Consider the following 20,551-nt stretch of genomic DNA (forward strand, 5'->3'; position numbering starts at 1 on the left):
ATCATTCCGAGGTGATGCCGTAGCGGTCCATGCGCCGATACAGCGCCTGTCGGCTCAGGCCAAGCTCGGCGGCAGCCTGGGCGATGACGCCTTGTGCGCGCGCCAGTGCCTGTTCGATGCGGGCACGATCCGGCTCGCCTGCCGCCGGCGCAACCGGGCGCGGTGCGGCTGCGCGTGGCAAGTTCAGATCGCTGGCTTCGATACGCACACCTTGCGCGAGCAGGGACGCACGTTGCAGCACGTTACGCAGCTCGCGCACGTTGCCGGGCCAGGCATGCCGTTGCAAGGCATCGCGCGCCTGCGTGGACAGCGGTTTGTCGCCGGCCAGAAAGTGCTCGGCCAACTGCTCGATATCGCCGGGGCGTTCGGCCAGTGCGGGCAGCGCGATTTCCACCGTGTTGAGGCGGTAATACAGATCCTCGCGGAAACTGCCCTCGCGGATCATCGCTTGCAGATCGGCATTGGTAGCGCTGATCACGCGCACCTTGGCGTGGCGTTCGCGATTGGAGCCCAGGCGCTCGTAGCGGCCGGTTTCCAGCACGCGTAGCAACTTCATCTGACCTGCCAATGGCAGGTTGCCGATTTCGTCGAGAAACAGCGTGCCGCCATCGGCCGCTTCGAACTTGCCTTCGCGCGCCTTGTTCGCACCGGTGTAGGCACCAGCCTCGGCACCGAACAATTCTGCTTCGATCAATTCACCGGGCAGTGCGCCACAGTTGAGCGCGATGAACGGGCCGTTCTTTGCTGGCGAGTTGGCCTGGATGATCTCGGCGATCTTCTCCTTGCCGCTGCCGTTGGGGCCGGTAATCAGCACCGGCAGGTCCGAGCGTGCGACCTGGCAGGCGAGCGCGATCGCGCGTTGTCGGCGAACACCGCGCCGCGTAGATCGTAACGTTGGGTCAGCTGCTCGCGACCGCGGCGTTCGCGCTCGCGGCGGCGTTCGAGTTCGCGGCGTGCTTCGGAGAGTTCCAGCAGGTTGTTGACCGTGGTCAGCAGCTTGGTGTCGTCCCAGGGCTTGGCGATGTAGTCGGCCGCACCGGCCTTGACCAGGCCCACCGCGCTGCCCAGATGGGTCCAGGCGGTGAGCAGGATCACCGGCAGATCCGGGTGGCGCTGACGGATCTGCGCGAACAGCGCTTCGCCCTCTTCGCCGGAGGTGGTGTCGGCGGTAAAGTTCATGTCCTGGATCACCAGATCGAACCCTTGCTCGTCCAGCAACGCCAATCCGGCCTGCGGCGAATGCGCATGCCGCGCGTCGATGTCGTGCAACGAAAACAGCACCTCCAGCGCGGTGGCCACGGCGGTGTTGTCGTCGATGATCAGGATTTGCGGCATCGGGAACCTTGTTGGAATGCGAGAGCGAACGGACGAACGGGGTAGGCAGATCGCATCATCGCAGTAGCAGGCAGGGTTGTCGTGCCGGCATCCGACGGCTCAGGCACCTCATGCACTGCGCGTCGCGGTCGCCGGGGCCACTGCCGCGGCGCGTCGTGCAGGCCACAGCACCGCAAGCTGGCCGAGCAGCAGCACGGTCACCGCACCGGCTGGTAAGTAAAGCGGCGGTACGGGTTGCGCGTCGTAGCGGAGCATCAGCCATTGGTTGAGCAGCAGCGCCAACAGCATGCCCAAGGCGCTGCCGCTGCCGACGATCAGCAGATTTTCCGTCTGGAAGTAACGCAGGATATCGCCACGGGTCGCACCGATGGCGCGACGGATGCCGATCTGTCGCGTCCGCTGCTGGACCCAGAAACTGGCCAATCCTCCGATGCCCAGGGCGGTGACAAACAGCAGGCCCGTGGTCGCCGCAAGCAACAGGCCGATCATCGTCGTATCGCGTTGGAAGTAGCGTGCGCGTATCTGCGCAAAACTGCGTTGCTTGTCGCCCGGGATCATACGCAACGGGCCTGATTTGACCAGCACGCCGGCCACCTGCGCCAACACGCGACGGCGGTCTTCCGGCGCGCTGCGCAACAGATAGTGCGTCTGATTGCCGGTGGGGAGCTGCGGCGACAAGGCCACCAGATGATCGAGCTCGGGCTTGCGCAGCCTTGGTCGCAGCAGGTCCTCCACCACGCCAACGACGGTGCTTTGGCTGTCCCATCCATAAAGCGTTTTGCCGACGGCCACCTGATCTGGCCAGAGTTGCTGCGCCAGCGAGCGGGTGACGATGATCGCGCCCGGCGTGGAGCTGGAATACTCGTCCGGCCGAAAATCGCGGCCGGCGATCAGGCGTGCGCCCATGGCCCGCACGAAGCCGGGCGAGCCGGTGTAATAGCTGGCGTCGACGCAGCCGGCAGCGCCGCTGGATCGCAGTGCGATTGCGCGCTCCAGTGCGCGTTGATCGGCACAGATGCCGCTGTCGTCGGCGCCACCGGACAGCGGCAGCGTCTCGCCGATTGCCGTGGCTGCCGTGACCCCGGGAATGCCGCGCAGCGCGATCAGGTCGGCCTGCCATTGCGCTGGCGCACCGGCCTTGGCATGCAGGCCGCGAACGGTGACCAGCGACACTTGGTCTTCGGGCAAGCCGGTCGCCGTGCGCAGTCTGTCGATCCGGTCGCCGATCAGGAACACCGCATTGGTGACGAATGCACAGGTCAGCGCCACCTGCAGGGCCAACAGCCCGGCGGTGAGGCGGTGGTGTCCGAGGCTGGAAAGAATCGGGCGAAGTGGCAGTCGCATCTCAGAGGTCCTTGACCTGCAGGGCCGGGTTGATGCGGCTTGCCCGCCAGGCCGGCAGCAGTCCTGCGAGCAGTGCGGCGACGATGGCAAGCGCCACGGTGGTCAGCAGCATTGGCGCATCCAGGTGCGCCAACGCGGCATAGTCGTCGGGGCGCTGGCGCACGCTCCAGAGCCCCACTGCGGCGATCGCGGTTCCCAGCAGGCCACCCACGACGCCGATCAGTGCCGCTTCAGTGCCAAACTGCAACATCACGTGGCCGCGGCGCGCGCCAAGTGCGCGGCGCACGCCAATCTCGCCACTGCGGCGCAGGAATTTCGCCAGCAACAGGGCAATCACGTTGATCAGGCAGATCCACAGAAATCCCAAGGCCAGCAGCGTCTGCAGGCGCAGGTCGTTGGGCACCATCTGCAGGTGTTCCAGCCAGTCCATCAACGAATACAGTCGGGCCGTCTGCGGTGGTCGCTGAAAGCGCCCGCTGGCATGTTGGGTTGCGGCGTAGTCGTAGAGAAAGCGCTCATACGCAGCCACCTGTTGCGGGGTATCCAGTTGCACCCAGAACTGCAGCCAACTGGTGGATGGGTTCTGGAGTTGTTTGACGCCGCTGTCGCTGCGCGTCTCCCAACTGCTGATGCTGGTGCCGGCGTCCAGCTCAAGCTCCATCGCGGTCGAGAGCGGCAGAAAGAAATCGTCCTGGTCGCCAAAGGCGCCTTTGCGGCTTGGGTCGGCATAAAACAGCGGTTGCGGATTCCATTTGCCAACGACGCCGATAACGCGAAAGCCGATGTGCTGCCCGCCGACGGCGACGGTCTGGCCGATTGGATCGCGTGAACCGAACAAGGTTCTTGCAAGCTGCTGGCTCAACACGATCACGCGCGCGTGGTTCTGGTCGTCCTGTCTGTTCCAGCCGCTCCCACGTTGCAGCGGGATGCCGAACAGCGCAAAGAACTCTGAAGTGGTATAGCGGCCATTGAGGTCGAGTGGGGCCGTGGCGACCTGCACCGGCCAGATCAGCGCTTGTCCGCTCGCCAAGGCCGCTTGATGGACAGCCGGCCCTGCACGTAGCAGGGCCATCGCATCTGGCCAGGTCAGATTGTCTGAAGGGTCGCCCCATTCCCGCGTACGTGGAAGGTCTAGGGGCAGCGGATCCAGATGTGGGGTGTAGAGCCGCTGACTTCTGCCGGGCAACGGGTCGCGCGACATGACATGCAGGACCGTCAGCATGGTCATGCTCGCACCGATACCCAGACCGATTGCCAGTACCACCAGGGTGCTGGCGATCGGGGTGCGCAACAGGCTGCGCCAGGCCAGTTGCAGGCAGTAATGCAACATCACCGGACGTCTTTGCGTGTGTCGATCGGCATCTGTGTCACCTCACGCGCTGCGCGTGGCCACTGCCGGCGGTACCAGCGCGGCGCGGCGCGCGGGCCAGAACACGGCGATCTGGCCCAGCGCCCAGAGCAGTAACGCGCCGATCGGCAGATACAGCACCGGCAGGCGTGGCAACTCGTAACGGGCCATCAGCCAGATATTGATCGAGTACGCCAGCAACATGCCGAGCACAATGCCGACCGAGGCCAGCAGGAAGTTTTCGATCTGGAAGTAGCGCAGGATCTGGCCGCGCGTGGCGCCCAGGGCACGCCGAATACCAATTTGCTTGGTGCGTTGCTGCACCCAAAAGCTGGCCAAGCCCACGATGCCTAGTGCGGTGACGATCAGCAGTGCGATACAGACCGCGCCAAGTAGCCACACCATTGCGCGATCATTCTCGAAATATTCCGCGCGGATTTCGCTATACGTCTCCTGTTTCAGCACCAGCCGGCTATTGTCTAATTTCATCAGCGCAGCGACGGCAGATTGCAGCACCTCTGCCCGACGCGTTGGATCGGTGACACGAATAATGTACTGGCCTGCGGTGTAGTCGATGCGCAGTGGTAGCAACATCGAGTAATTGCTTTGATCAACACCGCCGGCGCTATTGTTGGTGGGGCGTGCCAGTGTCTGCACGATGCCGATGATGTGGAGTGCGGTATCGCCTGCATAGACTGTCTTTCCCAATGCATTCTGCGAGGGGAACAGCTTGTCAGCCATGCGCCGAGTGATGATCACTGAAAGGCCTTTCTGGTCGATGGACCTGTCGTTATTGGCCTGTGCCATATCGATGAATTCACTTGCGGTGAAATCACGCCCTGCGACCAGTTGCAGGCCAAGTGTGCCGAGGGTGCCTTCGCTGGCCATGTATTGCGCAGCGCTAAGTGTCTGGCGCTCTTGTTCACGCGTCAGGGAGATGCTGCTGTTCCATGAGTAATGCACAAAGGGAATCTGATTGATGACGATCGCGCTGCGGACACCTGGCAGGCTGCGCAGTGCAGCCAGGTCTTCGCGTGTGCGCGCTTCTGCATTGACCTGGGTGCCGATGCCGCCCAATTGGACGCTGACCAGTTCCGATTCGGCGATGCCGCTGGGTTGCTGCAGCGTCTCGATGCGGTTGCCGATCAAGAACATGGCATTGCAGATGATGGCGCAGGCGAGTGCGATTTCGAGCACGATCAATGCTGATGCGGTCTTGTGACGGCGCAGGGTGGAAATGATGGGGCGGATGTCCATGGGCGGTACCTTCGGATAAGAGGCCGTGCCCGCCGCAGGGCGGCGGGCTTGGTGGTCAGGACGCTTTGAGCTGTAGCGCAGGCGCAACCTGGATGGCACGCCAGGAGGGCAGCAAGCCGGCCAACAGACTGGCAACGAGCGCCAATGCGAAGGTGAGCAACAACATCTTCGGATCCAGATGCGCAAGCTTGGCGTAGTCGACAGGTTGTTGGCGCACGACCCACAGCCCCAACCATGCCAGCCCAAGCCCTGCAACGCCGCCGGCAAGTCCGATGGTTCCGGCTTCGACCAGGCATTGCGCAAAGATGGCACCGCGTGAGGCACCCAGGGCGCGACGCACGCCGATCTCTCCACTGCGGCGCAGGAACTTGGCGAGTAGCAAACCTACGGTATTGAGCAGACACACCAGCAGGAAGCCCATCGCCAGCCACAGCTGCAGGCGGACGTCGCTAGGGACCACTTCCTTGTAGTCCAGCCACTCCATCACGTTGCGCAGGCGGGTATTGTTCGGACGTTCAAAGCGCCCTGCAGCGCGCTGCTGATCGGAGTAGTTATCCAGGTAGGCTTTGTAGTCGCCGGCCTGCGCTGGGCTGTCAAGCTCCACCCAGTACTGCATCCATGTGCAGGATGCGTTGAGCGCTGTCTGGTCGCTGTCGTTCTTGCCGTAGCAATTCATACCGCCGTAATGATCCATCTTCAGATCCATCGCGACGGAGAATGGCAGATACACTTGCTCGCTCGAGCCGTAGCTGTTGCTGAGATCATAGAAACGTGGGTTGACTTTCCAGTCATTGAGAACACCAACGATACGAAAGGTGTTCTTGTCCATGCGCAGGTCGCGGCCGACACTGTTGCTGCCGTCGAACAGCTTGTCGTTGAGTTCCTTGGTGATCACCGCAACGCGTTCGTGCCCCTCGTCGCTACCGGCCGACCAACCCTGGCCATACAGGAAGGGCGTTTCGAACATTGGGAAGAAATCTGCCGAAGTAAAGCGTACTTCCGATTTGAAGGCAGTCATGCCGTTCTTGTCGGGCTCGATCGCCACTCGTCCGCCGGTCATCAAGGCCTGGCGTTTTGCGCGCTTTTCGCGCAGCAGCGTTTCGGCATCGAAGCGAGTGACCTGGTCGCCAGGTTCTTCTCCCGGTTGGTAGCCTGCTTTGGGGTACGGGTCCACCAAGGCAGTGAACAACCGATCGCTCTTCTGCGGAATCGGATCGCCAGACAGAACATAGAACACCGTCAACGTGGTCATGCTGGCGCCGATGCCCAGCGCGATCGCCAGTACCATCAGCGCGGTGAGGATCTTGTTGCGGCGGAAGCTGCGCACCGCCAGGTTGAAGTAATAGCCGAACATGGACGTGCCCCTTATTCGGCCAAGGTGGGTGCGCTATCGCGCGAGCGCATTAGCGCAGGATTGCGTTCCAGATCAGTGGCCTGGCCGTCGACGATGTGCACGTTGCGCTGCGCGCGGGCGGCCAGTTCCGGGTCGTGGGTGACCATCACGATGGTGGTGCCCTGGCTGTTGATCTCTTCCAGCAACTCCATCACCCCGCGTGCCATCTGCGAGTCGAGGTTGCCGGTGGGTTCGTCGGCCAGCAGCAAGCGCGGGCTGCCGGCCAATGCACGCGCGATCGCGGCGCGCTGCTGCTGACCACCGGACAACTCGGTGGGGTAGTGCTTCAGGCGCGAACCCAGGCCGACCTTGGTCAAGGCCTCTTCGATGCGCTGCTTGCGCTCGGCCGCCGCCATGCCGCGATAGCGCAACGGTACATCGACGTTGTCGAACAGGTTGAGGTCGGGGATCAGATTGAAGCCCTGGAAAATGAAGCCAATCTTCTGATTGCGCAGGCGCGAACGCGCGTCGTCGGAAAGATGGCTGACGTCTTCGCCATCGAGCAGATACTGCCCGCTGGTGAAGGTTTCCAGCAACCCGGCCAGGTTGAGAAAAGTGGTCTTGCCCGAGCCAGAGGGGCCGGTGACCGCGACGAATTCGCCTTCGCGCACATGCAGGTCCAGCGAGCGCAGCGCGTGCGTTTCTACCTGTTCGGTGCGGAAGACCTTGGAGACCGATTGCATCTTGAGCATTGCCGAGTCCTTTGCGTAGGAGATGTGTGCGAAAGAGAGTTAGTGAACGGTGACGCGCGGCGCATCGCCGAAGTTATCTGCACCGGACACCACGACGCGATCGCCGACCTGCAGCCCTGACAGCACCTGCACTTCGCCCAGGCTGCTGACGCCCATGCGCACCGGGCGGCGTACTGCGGTGTTGCCGTCCATCACGTAGGCGTAGCTGCCGCCGGATTGTTCGACGAACGGGCCGCGCTCGACCTTGAGCACGTTGCGGCGGGTGTCCATCACCACGCGCGCGCTCATGCGCTGGCTCTGGCGCAGGCCCGGCGGCTGCTTGTCGGTGAAGCGGATGCGTGCGGTGACTTCGCCGTTGACCACTTCCGGCGACACCGCCGAGATGGCGCCGGGGAACGGTTCGCCATTGCCACTGGTGAGCTGGGCCGGCATGCCGATCGCCAGATCGCGCGCGAAGCTCTCGGGCACCTTGATCTCGACTTCGAACTTGGACAGATCCACCACGCCCAGGATCGGTGCGTTGGCAGTGACCTGGGTGCGCTGCACCGCCTGCACCTGGCCGACCTGGCCATCGAACGGCGACAACAGCGTGAGCGCATCGACCTGGCGCTGCACCTCGGCCACCACCGCGCGCTGGCGGTCGGCCAGCAGGCGCTTGTTGCGCGAATCCAGATCCGCACCCTGGCTCTTCAGTGAGGCGTCGCGCTGCGCGTGCTGCAGGTCGATATCGGTCTTCTTCAAGGTGTCCTGTGCCTTGGCCAGTTCCACCTGCGGCACGGCGCCGCCATCGTAGCCGCGCTGATAGCGCTCCAGGTCGCGTGCGGCGGCCTGCTTGTCGATCTTGGCCTGGTCGGTGAGCTTGCTGGCGTTGGCACGGGCCAGCGTGGCATCCAGCCCGGCGCGGCTGGATTCGGCTTCCAGGCCGGCCAGCGTGGCCTGCTCCTGCGCCAGCTTGCTGCGCAGCTCCGGGCTGTCGATGCGCGCCAGCTCCTGGCCCTGCTTGACCACGTCGCCGGCCACCACGCTCAGCGTCACCGTGCCGGCCGAGATGGCGTACAGCACCGGGCTGTTGGCGGCGATGACGCGGCCGTCTGCGGCGATGTCGCGCACCAGATCCCCCTGGCTGACGGTGGCGATGCGCACCCGGCTGGCATCGAACGAGCGGCTGCCGGCGCTCCACGCGGTGACCGCCCAACCAATACCGGCCAACACGGCGACCGCAGCGATACCAGGCCATAGCCAACGGCGCCACGGCGCGCGCTGGGCGGATGTACGGAGAACCTGGTCCTGGGCAGAGGTATCGCGAATCATGATCGGCTGGCTCGTTGGCGTCACCGCGATAAAGCAGAACCTGTGCCAATTGCCAAGTGGTTGAAACTAAAGATTTTTATGCCTGCATGGTTAGTGTCCGCAGTGTCCGCAGTGTCCGCGGACACCAACGCGGACACGCTGTCCGGGCATGGTCATGCAGCGGACAATAGCGGACACGCTAAAATGCCCGGCTTCGTCCTCAAGGGTTGTCCTATGTGCGGCATTGTCGGAGCGATCGCCGGGCGCGATGTGGTCCCGGTCCTGATCGAAGGACTGAAGCGTCTGGAGTACCGCGGCTACGATTCCTCCGGCATCGCCGTGCTCGATGGCGCGCAGGTACGCCGCGTGCGCCGCACCGGGCGCGTGGCGGAGATGGCGCAGGCGGCGCAGGCCGAGCAGTTCGGGGCCACGCTGGGCATCGGCCACACCCGCTGGGCCACCCATGGCGGGGTCACCGAGGCCAATGCGCACCCGCACATCAGTGACGGCGTGGCGCTGGTGCACAACGGCATCATCGAAAACCACGAACAGCAGCGCGAGAAGCTGCGTGCGCTCGGCTATACCTTCGAGTCGCAGACCGATACCGAAGTGATCGCGCACCTGATCCATCACCATCTGGGCAGCGCAGGCGACCTGTTGACCGCGCTGCAGCGCACCGTCAAGGAGCTCACCGGTGCCTACGCGCTGGCGGCGATGAGCCAGGCCGAACCGGAGCGCTTCGTGTGCGCGCGCATGGGCTGCCCGTTGCTGATCGGCGTGGGCGAGGGCGAGAACTTCGTCGCCTCCGATGTCTCGGCCATCGTGCAGGCCACCCGCCAGGTGATCTTCCTGGAAGAAGGCGATACGGCCGAATTGCGCCGCGATGGCGTGCGCATCTTCGATGGCAACGACGCGCCGGTCGAACGCCCGCTGCATCTGTCGGATGTGTCGCTGGCATCGCTGGAGCTCGGTCCGTTCCGGCATTTCATGCAGAAGGAAATCCACGAGCAGCCGCGTGCGCTGGCCGATACCATCGAAGCGGCGATCGATGCGAAGGGATTTCCTGCGTCTCTGTTCGGCCCGAATGCCGAAGCGGTGTTGCGCGACATCGAAGGCGTGCAGATCCTGGCCTGCGGCACCAGTTACTACGCCGGCATGACCGCGCGTTACTGGATCGAAGCCATCGCCGGGCTGCCGTGCAGCGTGGAAATCGCCAGCGAATACCGCTACCGCGCCGCCTACGCCAATCCCAAACATCTGATCGTCACCATCTCCCAATCCGGCGAAACGCTGGACACGATGGAGGCGCTGAAATACGCCAGATCGCTGGGGCATCTGCACACGCTGTCGATCTGCAACGTGCCCGAAAGCGCGATCCCGCGCGCCAGCGAACTGGTGTGCTACACGCGTGCCGGCGCCGAGATCGGCGTGGCCTCGACCAAGGCGTTCACAACGCAGCTGGCGGTGTTGTTCCAGCTCACCATGGTGCTGGGCAAATTGCAGGGCCGCATCAGCGAGGCCGAAGAAGCGGAGTATCTGGAGCAGCTGCGCTTTCTGCCGGGCAGCGTGCAGCACGCCCTGAATCTTGAGCCGCAGATCATGGCCTGGGCCGAGCGTTTCTCGGCCAAGGAAAACGCACTGTTTCTCGGCCGCGGCCTGCATTACCCGATCGCGCTGGAAGGCGCGCTCAAGCTCAAGGAAATTTCCTATATCCACGCCGAAGCGTATCCGGCCGGCGAGTTGAAGCATGGCCCGCTGGCCTTGGTGGACGCGGCGATGCCGGTGGTGGTGATTGCGCCGAACGATCGCCTGCTGGAAAAGGTCAAATCCAACATGCAGGAAGTGCGCGCACGTGGCGGCGAGCTGTTCGTGTTTGCCGACCAGGACAGCCACTTCAGCGAGTCCGAGGGCGTGCACGTGATCCGCACCCCGCGCCACGCCGGCGTGCTGTCGCCGGTGATCCACACCATCCCGGTGCAGTTGCTGGCGTATCACACCGCCCTGGCACGCGGCACCGATGTGGACAAGCCACGGAATCTGGCCAAGTCGGTGACGGTGGAGTAGCAGCAAAAGCGCAGCATCCTGCGTGGTCGGATGTAACTAGCGGTCCAACTGGCGCTGACGCGTGACGGGCGTGCAGTACTTACTCGTCCAAATATGAAAAGAGCAGAAGGGCGGGGGCGTCATTGCTCCCGCCCTTCTGCGTTTCCACGGCGCGACTCTTGCGATTACTGTCGGCGTGTCCCCCACAGATTGGATAGCCATGCTGGTTCCGTGGCTTGGCCTGATCATCGAGGTGCGAGTAGGCATCCAGGCGCGCTAGTCCCGTTCTCGCTCCCCTGCGAAGATCGATGTCAGGGCTTCCACGTTGAGCACATTCACCTTGCCATAGCCAACGTCGATCAACCCTTGGGCTTTCCACGCTTTCAAGAGTCGGCTCACGGTAGGACGGGAGACGCCTAGCCTGTCAGCGAGAGCACTCTGTGGCATGCGGATGTTGTGTTGGGCAGTGAGAAGCTGGGCCGCCAGTCGGCGTTCGAGTGAACGTGCCTGGTTGGCTTCAATCCAGTCCAGAGTCTGGCGATATCTTGAGCAAACCAGGCGTGTGATGGCCAGGAGCGCAGCCGGGTTGGATACGATGACCCGGTTGAAGGCGACAGTCGAAACGACGGCGATCTTGCTAAGTCCGTGGGCGACCGCGCTGAATGCCCGCGCCCGCTCATCCAGTAGCGGAACTTCCCCAAACCACTGGCCTGGTCCAAGCACCAGCGACAGCCTCTCGCTGAGCTGCATCGGCTCCAGTGAGACCCGGACCGCGCCGCTGAGAATGCCGAACATGCAGGCGGGGGAGGAGCCCAGATCAAAGATCCGCTGGCCCGCAACAAACGTTCGAACCGACGCCTGAGAGAGAAAAATCTCTGCAATCTCTGGACTCAGGGTTCCATCGTCAGGCATAGCCGGGACCGTGGTCGAACTGTTCTGATTTTACAGTCTGGAGGGTTCAACGGGGGCACCATGCAGGCCTAATCTTTGGAGCACCAGCCATGTATGTGGGTCACTTTGCGATCGGACTCGCCTTGAAAGCCCGCTTTCCAAGCATCCCGACGCTTCCGCTCCTGCTGGGCGTCGGCTTCCTCGACATCCTGGACGGCATCTTCATCATGCTTGGCTGGGACCTGGTAACGCCCAACCTCGCTGCAGGCCCCTATCTGTTCTTCGACCTGACATTCATCGACTGGGATCATTCGCTGCTGGCGGCGGTCGTGTGGTCGGTTGTCTGGGCCGGTTTCTTCTGGAAAGACAGGCGCGTTGCAGTCCTGGCGTTCATCGCGTCCTTCTCTCACTTCCTCGCCGACTGGCCGATGCACAACAATGACCTGGCGCTTTTGCCGCATTCCCAGACCCACTTTGGTCTGGGACTGTGGGGACGGCTTGGCACCGCCTCTTGGGTGATCGAAGGAGTCTTTGTTGTTGTGCTGGCCGCTTACGCCTGGAATTCTGCGCGCAAGCGTGGGGTGAACTGGATTTGGCCGCTTGTCGTCTTGACGATCGCGTTCTTCAATCTTTCCCCGTGGCTGTCTCCGATGAAGCACATCGCCGTGCTGGACGAGCCGGCGGTACATATGCTCCACGGCTTGCTTGTGACGCTGGGATTCCTGCTGCCGGGTGCATTGCTCACGTGGCTCGTGAATCGTGAAGAGCGAAAGGCACTGGTCTTGCGTACCTGATGACGTGCCCTGCAGTGGCAGTTCCGAAGGCGTGCACGTGATCCGCACCCCGCGCGACGCCGGCGTGCTGTCGCCGGTGATCCACACCATTCCGGTGCAACTGTTGGCGTAATTACACCGCGTTGGCGCGCGGCACCGATGTGGACAAGCTGCGCAACTTGGCCAAGTCGGTGACGGTGGAGTAGGAACGGCCGATAAAGCGCTGCGCTCACTGCGAGATGGGCGCCTTCGACGCGGATTCATGCCGAAGAGCGTTCACCAGATGGTGTTATCCAGAGCCGCGTCCTCGGCGTAACGCGCCTGTTGCGCCGGCTGAGCAATTAGGCCAGTACGCTGCGAGACGATGGGCGCAGCGTACCGGTACCCGCGTCAGCTACGGCACGATCAGATTTCCATTTCCCGGGCGGGGCTCATTCATGATGACCGGCGACGTTTGCCCGCTTGCCATGCGGTTGCCGCGGATCAATGCGTCCTTGACGTTTTCGTTTTGAATGCGGACCTCCGGGGTGATGTTGTTCTCGATCAGCGAGTTCTTCACCCGATCCCACAGGCCCACGCTGCCAGTTGCGCCTGCAGCGAAGCGTTATTGCGGATGATGCCGGTGTTGGTGACCGCATCGGTGTACCAGGCGTTTTCTCGATTGCCTTCGCTGATCATCAGGTTGCTTCCCTGCAGGTTGAATGCTGCCGTCTGGCCGCCGATCGAGGACGGATTGGCAACCGCATCCGCAGTGACCTCGTTATTGAGCATCTGCGAATGCCAGCCTGCCAGCAGCGAGCTGGCATCGGTATAGAACCCAGTGGGTTGCACGATGCCGGCACCGAAGCGATGCAGCCGGTTGTGCGCATGGATGACATCGGCGGAAGGGAAGAAATTGGTGATCGGCCCGGCGCCACCATGGTCGTTATTGACGAACAACATCCGCCCGTTGGTGGTCACGATGGTGACGATGGAGCTCTGATCGGGCGGGATGTCCCATGCACGGTCCAGGTTCACGCGGTTGCCCAGCGGCGATGCATTGCCCATCAGGTAACGCGTCTGGCCAGCCCCCTTGCCGGAGACGATCATCACCGAGTTGCCATCGGGATCGCACAGATACGGAACGTCTTTTGCATTGCTGGCCAACGTCAGCGTCGTGCCAGAGCTGGCAGCGACCTTGCCAAGATAGTTGCCGATGCCCTCGTCCATCGTCAGCTGCCAGGTCTGCTGCGCATCCTGCGGATACTGGCTGGCATTGTCTGCGTAATACACATCACGACCAGGCGCAGCAAAGCCCAGTTCCGACGGCGTCTTGTGGGACGGCGCACCGGCGGAGATGTGCTGGTTGTGCGTGATGAGCGCGTTCTGCACATCGTGATTGAAGGTCAGTGCCAGCTCGTGCCAACGCAGTGTGTTGTTTTGCACGGTGGCGCCGTACACATGCTTATCCATGGTGATCGGCTTGCTGGCGGTGATGTCGTTTCCGCTGATCTGCAGGTTGGAGATATTGCTCGCCTGGATGCCGGTCGTCAGCGGTCCGTTGGCCGTGCGATCGGTTTGCCTGCCGAGGGTGAGCCGGATATCGCGCACGAAGGGGACCGAGCGCAGATCCGTCAGCGGCATATGCTCGAACACGATGCCGGTTCCTTCGCGCATGGCGGGCGCTTCGATGGCCAGGTCGCGTATGCCAAACAGGTTGGTGGCCCAGTTGATCTGCTGATCGCACTTGGGTTGACGTGGCGGCGTGTAAAAGATGCCGTTGCCCTTGAACAACGTGGTGTTATTGGCAATCGGAAAGGACAGCACCGTGGCGTCCTTGCCCGCGCCCGCGATCACCACGTGGTTAGGAATCGTCTGATTGAATCCTTGTGCGTATTGCTGCGACAAGGTGTATCTGCCGGCGGGAATCGACACCACACCGCCGTTGGCCGCGCAGGCGAATGCGGCGGCAAAACTCGCATCGTCCGGTGCGCCGTTGCCGATCGCCGGGGCCACCCTGCACTGGATGTTCGGCCAGTTGGTCGGATAGGCAATGCTGACGGTGGTGATGGTGCGACGTGGGGCGGTGCGATCTGCGCCGACGCCGAAATTCTGATAGCGGCTCCATGCGCTGGGACCGCCGGAACCATTGTGCAAATACAGCTCATAGTCGCCTTCGGGCATGTCGGCCGGAATGGCGAAGCTCTGTGCGTACATGCCTTCTTTGGGGTTCGATTCGTCGGCGATCACGATACGCTGCACGGTGCCATTCTGGACCAGCGCAACCCGCACCGGCTGGCTCGATGCCGACATCCTGCCCAAGGCGGTGCCGAACACATTGAGCCTGCCACGCGGCGATGCACCGCCGCCGACATTGCCCTGCACGAACCAGATATCCGGCGCATTCACCAGCGTCGTTGCCCCCGCACCGCTGCCGGTGACGATCTGATACGCATAGACGCCGCGCGCACTATCGGGAAGCTGAAACTTGAGCGATTGCTCGGTGGCCTGCGTCGGTGTCACGCTGCTCCAGCCGTTGTTGGTGCTGTCTGTCGCCTCCAACGGACTGCCCACCGCGCCATCGTCGAGCCGCGTGAGGCGTACCGTGGCGCTGGGGCCGATGTTGCCACCGCTGACTACCACCGTCTCGTTGCGGTCGACCGGCTGCGATGCCCAGAACGTCATCGCCGTGCCGGCTGGCACCTCTGTCGGACCTGGATACGCCGCGGACGCAGGACCGATCGCGGTGGTTTTGCTGTTGCTTGCAGGTGTGCGCGCATCCGGCGGGTTGCCAGGCCGTGCAGAGGCGTGGCCATCGCTGCTGGACAGCCACAGCGTGGATGCCAGGAATAATGAAACGACTGACGTTTTTACACCCATGTCGGATGACTCCTGTTGCGGAAGCACAAGGCTTCCGGGAATTGCGGGAGCGCGCCAAACCACTGCGCATTGATCCCGCTGGGAAGTTCTGCGACCGCCGATGCAGCACGGCAAGGACTGGGCGTCATGCATGTGCATCGCGCCTCCGCGACCGCAGAACCTGGATGTCCAGCGGCATCGGGCGCGCCGGGCAGCGGCCATCCTAGAGAGGCGCACGCGTTTGAATGCGAGCATGGATCACACAGTCGCGTTCGTTTGATGCCAATGTCTCGCTGCGCGAGCCAGGTCACTTTTTCGGACAAGTCGTGCTGTTGCGCGCTTTCGTCAACATGCCGAGCATCGACACAGTAAGGTGTCTCGGATCCACCCTGCCGTTGCGATAGACATGCGGCTTCGATGCCGCTGGCATGTGGCCACGCACCATGCCGCCATCTGCGCTCGTCGGCACGGGGTGCCTTAGCGCTCAACGCCCGGCACTGCCAACTGTTTGGCCCGGAATATGCTTCTGTCTTGGCGAGGGTTCCACCACGCAGGAGGACGTATGCACGAGTCTTTCAAACAGGGCGCGCCGGCCGAGTTGTGGCAGGCGTTGGTACGTGAGGCAGGGCAGCGCATCGCGCGGCCGCTGGACGAATCGCGCGAGCATTATCTGGTGTTCGTGTTGCTGCGCTTCCAGCGCGATGCGCATCTGCTTTCACGCACGCAGGCATTGGCGTGGTTGCATGCGCAGGAACAGATGGGCAGTGTGCGTGCCGATCTTTTGCGCGATGTGGGCGATGGCTGTCTGCTGATTGCCGGGCTGTTTCCTGGTGTGGCGCAACGTCGCCGGCTCAGCGTGGACTACTTCATCGACCTGGGGCGCGGCGCCTATTCCGATGTGGCCGACACGCGTTGCAGCGATGCCAGCCTGTTCGCGCAACTGGCCGAGAGCTATCGCGAGTTGGTCCACACGCTTGCTGCACTGCGCCCGCCGCGCGAGTGGCAGCGTACTGGTGGACTGTTGCGTGCATAGATAAGTGCCACTTCCGGGGCAGTCCCTACAGATGTGGGGACCGCCCCGACTGCCAAGTGCGCGTGATGTGCCCACACTATGTTCGCAACTAAGCGTTCGAGCCGACTGCGGATCGTTGTCTGATGGACCGAGCACTGTGCTATCGGCCGCTGTCCGCGCGGTCTGACAGTGTCTTGTCGCATTGCGTGGGGGACACGCAATGCGACGCCATTTCCAGTGGAAGGAATCTATGAAAGCATTGATTGCAGTGGCGATCTCGGCACTGAGCAGCGTTGCGATGGCTGGCGATGTTCCGCCCGGTTATGCGGGTGTGGGCGGTATGACCTTGCAAGAAATCGACCCTGCCATCTACGCCTACCACTACGACCACGGGTTCGTCGGTGAAGACGCGATGGGGTGGGATCCTGCGCTGCAGTTCGCCTGGTCGCGCATCGCCGCGGCCAAGGTCTGCGGCCAGCAGCCGGTCGAGCAGGAGGCCATTGTTGCCAAACTGGTGGCGCAGTACGGCCAGGATGCGCTCGTACATCAGATCAACGGCATCGAATTTCATGAGGTACAGATGCGTGCTTCCAGCGCGTTCTGTACGGCTGCGCGTGGTGCCGAAGCCATCGCGGTCGTCCCTGCATTTGCGGGCGGGGATTTTTCAACCGCAACCGCCTATGCGGTTGCTGCTGAGGCAGGGACGGTAGTGGTGGTGGCAGAAGATCTGCCTGCGACCATCGCCGGTGGGGATGCAGCGGCTGCGCTATCGCTTTCTGCGGACTGGGCCCTGCTGCTGCCATTACAGGCGCGCATGGTCGTCAGCTCCAATGGTCAGCCTGCCGGTGATGAGATGTTGCACGTGATCCGTCGTAGTCATACCGGCGCGGTCATCGCTGGGCAGGTTGTTGGAAATGTGATGGCTGCTGCGATCTTCGGCAGGGTTGGTGGATTCACCTTTGACAAACGCCAGTTGAAGGGTGAGTCGATAGAAAATATCGGCAACCCTGGGTACGCGATACAGCGCGAGGCAATCAACGCGCAGTTGAAGCGCTATTTCACCGCAAAGCCCGGCGCAATGCCGATTGATCCGTTTCCATTGCAGGTGCTCATGTCCGAATGGCGGCTGGTCTACCAGAGCCTGAGCGACGATAAATCCCCGTACGAACTACGCTACCAAGTCAGCATCGGTGGTGAGTCAAGCGGGTTCCTGAAGCGCAAAGCCAGTCCGTATAGCTTGGGTTGCCAGCCCACTCCTCGCACTGCGTCGATCGAGGAATGGGAAGCCAACGATTACGCATTGGTCAAAGCCGCTGCGCAAGCCTATAGCGACGAGTGTGCGGCGAAATTAGCCGAGCGTTTGCCGCAGTGGTTCCCCGACAGGGAAGCTGTTGCGGCATCCAATCGAATTGTCAGATCGTTCGACGCCGGATATCCAGCGCCTGATGTGATCTGACAAAAAATCACGGTAAATACATCCCTAAGAACAGAAGGGACACTGATCTATCGATCAGTGCCCCTTCTGTTCTGGATTGCAGATCTATCAAACTACGCTGCGCGGCTGGTTGCGTTGCTGCTCGTGCTGATCTTGAACCTGCGGCTGCGGCGCTTCCTGTCGCACAGCATTGCTGCTTTGCTCCAATGGACGTTCTGCAGCTACCGCCTTGTCCGTGTAGATCCGCTGGTGTGCCGGGTCATGTAGCTGACCCTGTACGGCAAACAACCCGTTGCCATCCTTGCTTTGCGCCACCATGTCGATGCGCTGCAGGCCGCTGACCTTTGCTTCGAAGGTCATGTGGCCGGCAGCGTTCACCAGCTGCTGCCGGTTGGCGAATGCGTTCGGACCCAGCTGTTCCAGCTTGCTGACGGCCTGGTTGAACAGCGGGTGGTCGGGGTTGGTTTTCTCCGAAAGCAGCGGCGTTTTTTCTGCCTGCTTCAGTGCAGTGAGCGTGTCGCGGCCAACCACGCCATCGTCCTGCAGCCCGTGTGCACGCTGGAATGCCTTGACCGCGTCACTCGTCCGTTGGCCATATGCGCCGTCGGCCTTGAGTTCATTGCCGCCAGCGTCCTTGTAGCCCAGCTGTTGCAACGTCTGCTGCAAGGCATGAACTTCGGTGCCACGTGCATTTTCGCGCAGGACACCCGGCGCATCAGCGGCGGCGCGTGCCTGGCTGGGTGTGTGCTCTGTGGCTGCGTGGGACTGCTGCTTGTCCTGGCTACGGTCCTGCAGCAGGTCGCGCGCCTCAGACAGCGGGTCGCTGGCGTAAAGCTTGACCCCCTTGGCGTGCTTGCGCTCAAGGTAAGAATCCAACGAGCTGAGTTCGACACCCTCGCCACCACGCGATTGGCTGATCTTGAGTTCGCCATCCTTGGGGTCGCGCACCACCATGGTGATGTGGTCGATGCCCTTGTAGCGCCCCTTGTCCCAGCTCTGGGGACCATTGTCCTCACCAATGATCATGCCCTCTTTGAGGGTCTGGGCAGTGACGTCTTTGCCTTGGATCAGCACACCAGAGCGCTGCTCGGCCTTGCGCAGCAGTTCGGATGCACTGTCGAAACCAGGGCTGAACTTTTCGTCCTTGGTGAAGACAGCCTTGCCGGCGCCCTTGTTGATCTCATCCATGGTCGCGTTCTGCATCTCGACCACCCAGCCAGAGCAATCGACCTTGCCTTTGTCCGGATCTTTTGCGCCCAGGCCGTACTTGACGTGGTCGTATTTGTTGGTGAGGTCATAGGCGGCGTGGAGCGCGATGCCCTGCGCTGCAGCCTTCTCCGGCTGGGCAGGCGCGGACTGCGATGGCGCAGCCTGCGACGACGGTGTCTGCTGCGTGGCCGAAATGGGCTCGATGCCTTTTTCAGGGATACGGATACGGTCCATCTTCGTATCCCAGTACTGCACGAACGTCTGCGCCATATCCTTGTCGGACATACTGCGGAACGTCGCCGAATCGACACCCGTCAGTGACTTCAGCTCTTTCTCGCCGACATTGTTGATGATGTTGGCGCGTGTGCTTTCCAGACCAAAAGATCCCGTGGCGATCGCAGTCTGAAGAGAGCGGTAGCCACCGGCGCCCTGCTGATGGGCCAAGTACATGTCCAGGCCGTCCGGCGCAGGTTTGCCCGAGAGGTAAGGCCGGCCATCGCGTTCGTGCCGGTCAACCAGACTCGTCCTGTTATCCAGATACAACCGCGCGGCTGCGTCGGTGTTGACCACAGCGTCCAACTCGCGCCCAGCGATGCCGTATTGCGCGGCAGTCGGGGGAGTGAACTGAAAGAGCCCCTTCGCGCCACCGGCTCCGCGGCTGGCCAACTCGTCGAAGGCACCGCCAGTCTCTACGTGGGCAAAACGCAGGAAGTCGTCACGCGGAATATTCCGCTCGGTCGCTTCACGTTCGATGATGTCGAGCACTTGGGCTCGTGAGTAATTCGTCGGCATCGCTCAAGGTCCTTGATTGAGTGCTGCAGCCACGCGGCTGCAGCGGTACGCCGCCCGAACCAATTCCTTTGGTCCTGTATTAAGGGGTCGGCAAATACGATTTCTGGGCCGCATCGTAGCGGTATTCAAGCGTTTCGTCACCCCCGCTGGTCGGCGGGTCTGCAGAAACGCTCACCCGCAGCGCGGGCAGGCCGGGCTGCTTAACGAACGCAAGCGTGCTGCTGTTCTTGACGCAGGCAATCTTCCCGGGCGCATCCTCGCCACAATTTGCACTGTTGTCCTGCCCCGCCGGGATATTGCCGATATAGGTCCAATGCTTGTCGTTGACGTCATCGGTTTCCTTCGGGTTGAACACGAATGCATCGTAGGAAAGGATCCGTACGCCCGACTGCAGGCTCCACGTGGGCACGGCCAGGACCAGCCGGCCGTCGTCAGTGACAACGTTCTCTGCCTCGCGCGTCGTGTCGACGGTGTTGCCTTGTTCCATTCCGCCGAATTCGCCGATGTACGGCTCTGCGCCAAGAAGCTTCCAGGGCGATTTACTCCCGGGTTCGCTGGTCACAAAGGTGGCGTGGGCCAAGGTCACCTTGGTACCCGGCGCGGCAGAGTGATTCTCACGCTCGGCGCCATAGAGCTCGGGCGTTTCCCAGGCAAAGCCGGTGTAATAACGCGTACCACCGAGTTCGAACTGGAAGCCATACCAGTAATTGATCCAGCTGCCATTGGCGACCTCGTAAGACGTCGCGCCGTCGCCGTCCACGTTGCTGATGAAATACAGCACGCTGTCCGGACGGGGCGGCTGGATCTGTTGGGTTGAACCCTGGGTTGCATCCTGCATGGGAGAAGCGTCCTTGTCTGAAGGTTTAGTGGCAGTACTGGCCGTGGGGGTTGGCGTCTTC

General features: G+C 62.4%; 15 protein-coding genes and 1 pseudogene. 4 read left to right on the forward strand and 12 right to left on the reverse strand.

The features are described from left to right. Nucleotide 1: 1 nt before the first annotated feature. The 7 genes and pseudogenes from ABS769_RS09460 to ABS769_RS09490 all read right to left on the reverse strand — a co-directional run bounded on the left by ABS769_RS09460 (nucleotide 2) and on the right by ABS769_RS09490 (nucleotide 8,680). A pseudogene (locus ABS769_RS09460) lies at nucleotides 2–1,335 on the reverse strand (sigma-54-dependent transcriptional regulator). Nucleotides 1,336–1,443: 108 nt separating this feature from the next. Beyond that, a complete protein-coding gene (locus tag ABS769_RS09465; RefSeq protein WP_317060075.1) occupies nucleotides 1,444–2,679 on the reverse strand; it encodes an ABC transporter permease in 1,236 nt (411 codons plus the stop codon). A 1-nt stretch (nucleotide 2,680) separates the two neighbouring features. Continuing rightward, entirely contained in the window at nucleotides 2,681–4,009 is a 1,329-nt protein-coding gene (locus tag ABS769_RS09470) for an ABC transporter permease (RefSeq protein ID WP_317060117.1), read from the reverse strand. A 42-nt stretch (nucleotides 4,010–4,051) separates the two neighbouring features. Then, nucleotides 4,052–5,284 carry an ABC transporter permease gene (locus tag ABS769_RS09475; protein WP_317060116.1) on the reverse strand — a complete coding sequence of 411 codons (1,233 nt, stop codon included), beginning with the start codon at nucleotides 5,282–5,284 and terminating at the stop codon, nucleotides 4,052–4,054. Between the two features lie 55 nt (nucleotides 5,285–5,339). Beyond that, nucleotides 5,340–6,638, reverse strand: a complete 1,299-nt coding sequence (locus ABS769_RS09480) for an ABC transporter permease (RefSeq protein WP_317060074.1) — start codon at nucleotides 6,636–6,638, stop codon at nucleotides 5,340–5,342. An 11-nt stretch (nucleotides 6,639–6,649) separates the two neighbouring features. Next, entirely contained in the window at nucleotides 6,650–7,369 is a 720-nt protein-coding gene (locus ABS769_RS09485; RefSeq protein WP_023902459.1) for an ABC transporter ATP-binding protein, read from the reverse strand. Between the two features lie 39 nt (nucleotides 7,370–7,408). Beyond that, on the reverse strand, nucleotides 7,409–8,680 hold the full coding sequence (locus tag ABS769_RS09490) for an efflux RND transporter periplasmic adaptor subunit (RefSeq protein WP_317060073.1): 1,272 nt from the start codon (nucleotides 8,678–8,680) through the stop codon (nucleotides 7,409–7,411). Nucleotides 8,681–8,893: 213 nt separating this feature from the next. Here ABS769_RS09490 and glmS point away from each other — a divergent pair, with 213 nt between their 5' ends. Further along, nucleotides 8,894–10,723 (forward strand): glutamine--fructose-6-phosphate transaminase (isomerizing), encoded by a 1,830-nt coding sequence (gene glmS / locus ABS769_RS09495; protein ID WP_317060114.1) that lies wholly within the window; start codon nucleotides 8,894–8,896, stop codon nucleotides 10,721–10,723. 255 nt (nucleotides 10,724–10,978) lie between these two features. Here glmS and ABS769_RS09500 read toward each other — a convergent pair whose 3' ends face one another. Then, nucleotides 10,979–11,614: a Crp/Fnr family transcriptional regulator gene (locus ABS769_RS09500; protein WP_317060072.1), complete on the reverse strand. Its 636-nt coding sequence runs from the start codon at nucleotides 11,612–11,614 to the stop codon at nucleotides 10,979–10,981. An 89-nt stretch (nucleotides 11,615–11,703) separates the two neighbouring features. Between ABS769_RS09500 and ABS769_RS09505 the strand changes: the two genes are divergently transcribed. Continuing rightward, the gene (locus ABS769_RS09505) at nucleotides 11,704–12,387 is read left to right on the forward strand and encodes a hypothetical protein (RefSeq protein ID WP_317060070.1); all 684 of its coding nucleotides are present in this window, start codon (nucleotides 11,704–11,706) and stop codon (nucleotides 12,385–12,387) included. Between the two features lie 373 nt (nucleotides 12,388–12,760). Here ABS769_RS09505 and ABS769_RS09510 read toward each other — a convergent pair whose 3' ends face one another. Both ABS769_RS09510 and ABS769_RS09515 read right to left on the reverse strand, forming a co-directional pair. Next, nucleotides 12,761–12,943 (reverse strand): hypothetical protein, encoded by a 183-nt coding sequence (locus ABS769_RS09510; RefSeq protein WP_350498149.1) that lies wholly within the window; start codon nucleotides 12,941–12,943, stop codon nucleotides 12,761–12,763. Then, nucleotides 12,922–15,225: a hypothetical protein gene (locus tag ABS769_RS09515; protein ID WP_317060068.1), complete on the reverse strand. Its 2,304-nt coding sequence runs from the start codon at nucleotides 15,223–15,225 to the stop codon at nucleotides 12,922–12,924. The genes ABS769_RS09510 and ABS769_RS09515 overlap by 22 nt, the downstream gene beginning before the upstream one ends. Before the next feature lie 541 nt (nucleotides 15,226–15,766). On the opposite strand from ABS769_RS09515, the gene ABS769_RS09520 reads away from it, so the two are divergent. After that, nucleotides 15,767–16,237 carry a hypothetical protein gene (locus ABS769_RS09520; protein ID WP_317060067.1) on the forward strand — a complete coding sequence of 157 codons (471 nt, stop codon included), beginning with the start codon at nucleotides 15,767–15,769 and terminating at the stop codon, nucleotides 16,235–16,237. Between the two features lie 229 nt (nucleotides 16,238–16,466). Then, a complete protein-coding gene (locus tag ABS769_RS09525) occupies nucleotides 16,467–17,672 on the forward strand; it encodes a hypothetical protein (protein WP_317060066.1) in 1,206 nt (401 codons plus the stop codon). An 87-nt stretch (nucleotides 17,673–17,759) separates the two neighbouring features. Here ABS769_RS09525 and ABS769_RS09530 read toward each other — a convergent pair whose 3' ends face one another. Then, complete coding sequence (locus ABS769_RS09530; protein ID WP_317060063.1) at nucleotides 17,760–19,625, reverse strand: peptidoglycan-binding protein; 1,866 nt, start codon at nucleotides 19,623–19,625, stop codon at nucleotides 17,760–17,762. A gap of 106 nt (nucleotides 19,626–19,731) precedes the next feature. Further along, entirely contained in the window at nucleotides 19,732–20,490 is a 759-nt protein-coding gene (locus ABS769_RS09535) for a hypothetical protein (RefSeq protein WP_317060113.1), read from the reverse strand. Nucleotides 20,491–20,551 lie beyond the last annotated feature (61 nt).

The sequence above is a fragment of the Xanthomonas hortorum genome (genome assembly GCF_040279205.1).
In the GTDB taxonomy this organism is placed as follows: Bacteria; Pseudomonadota; Gammaproteobacteria; order Xanthomonadales; family Xanthomonadaceae; genus Xanthomonas; species Xanthomonas hortorum_F.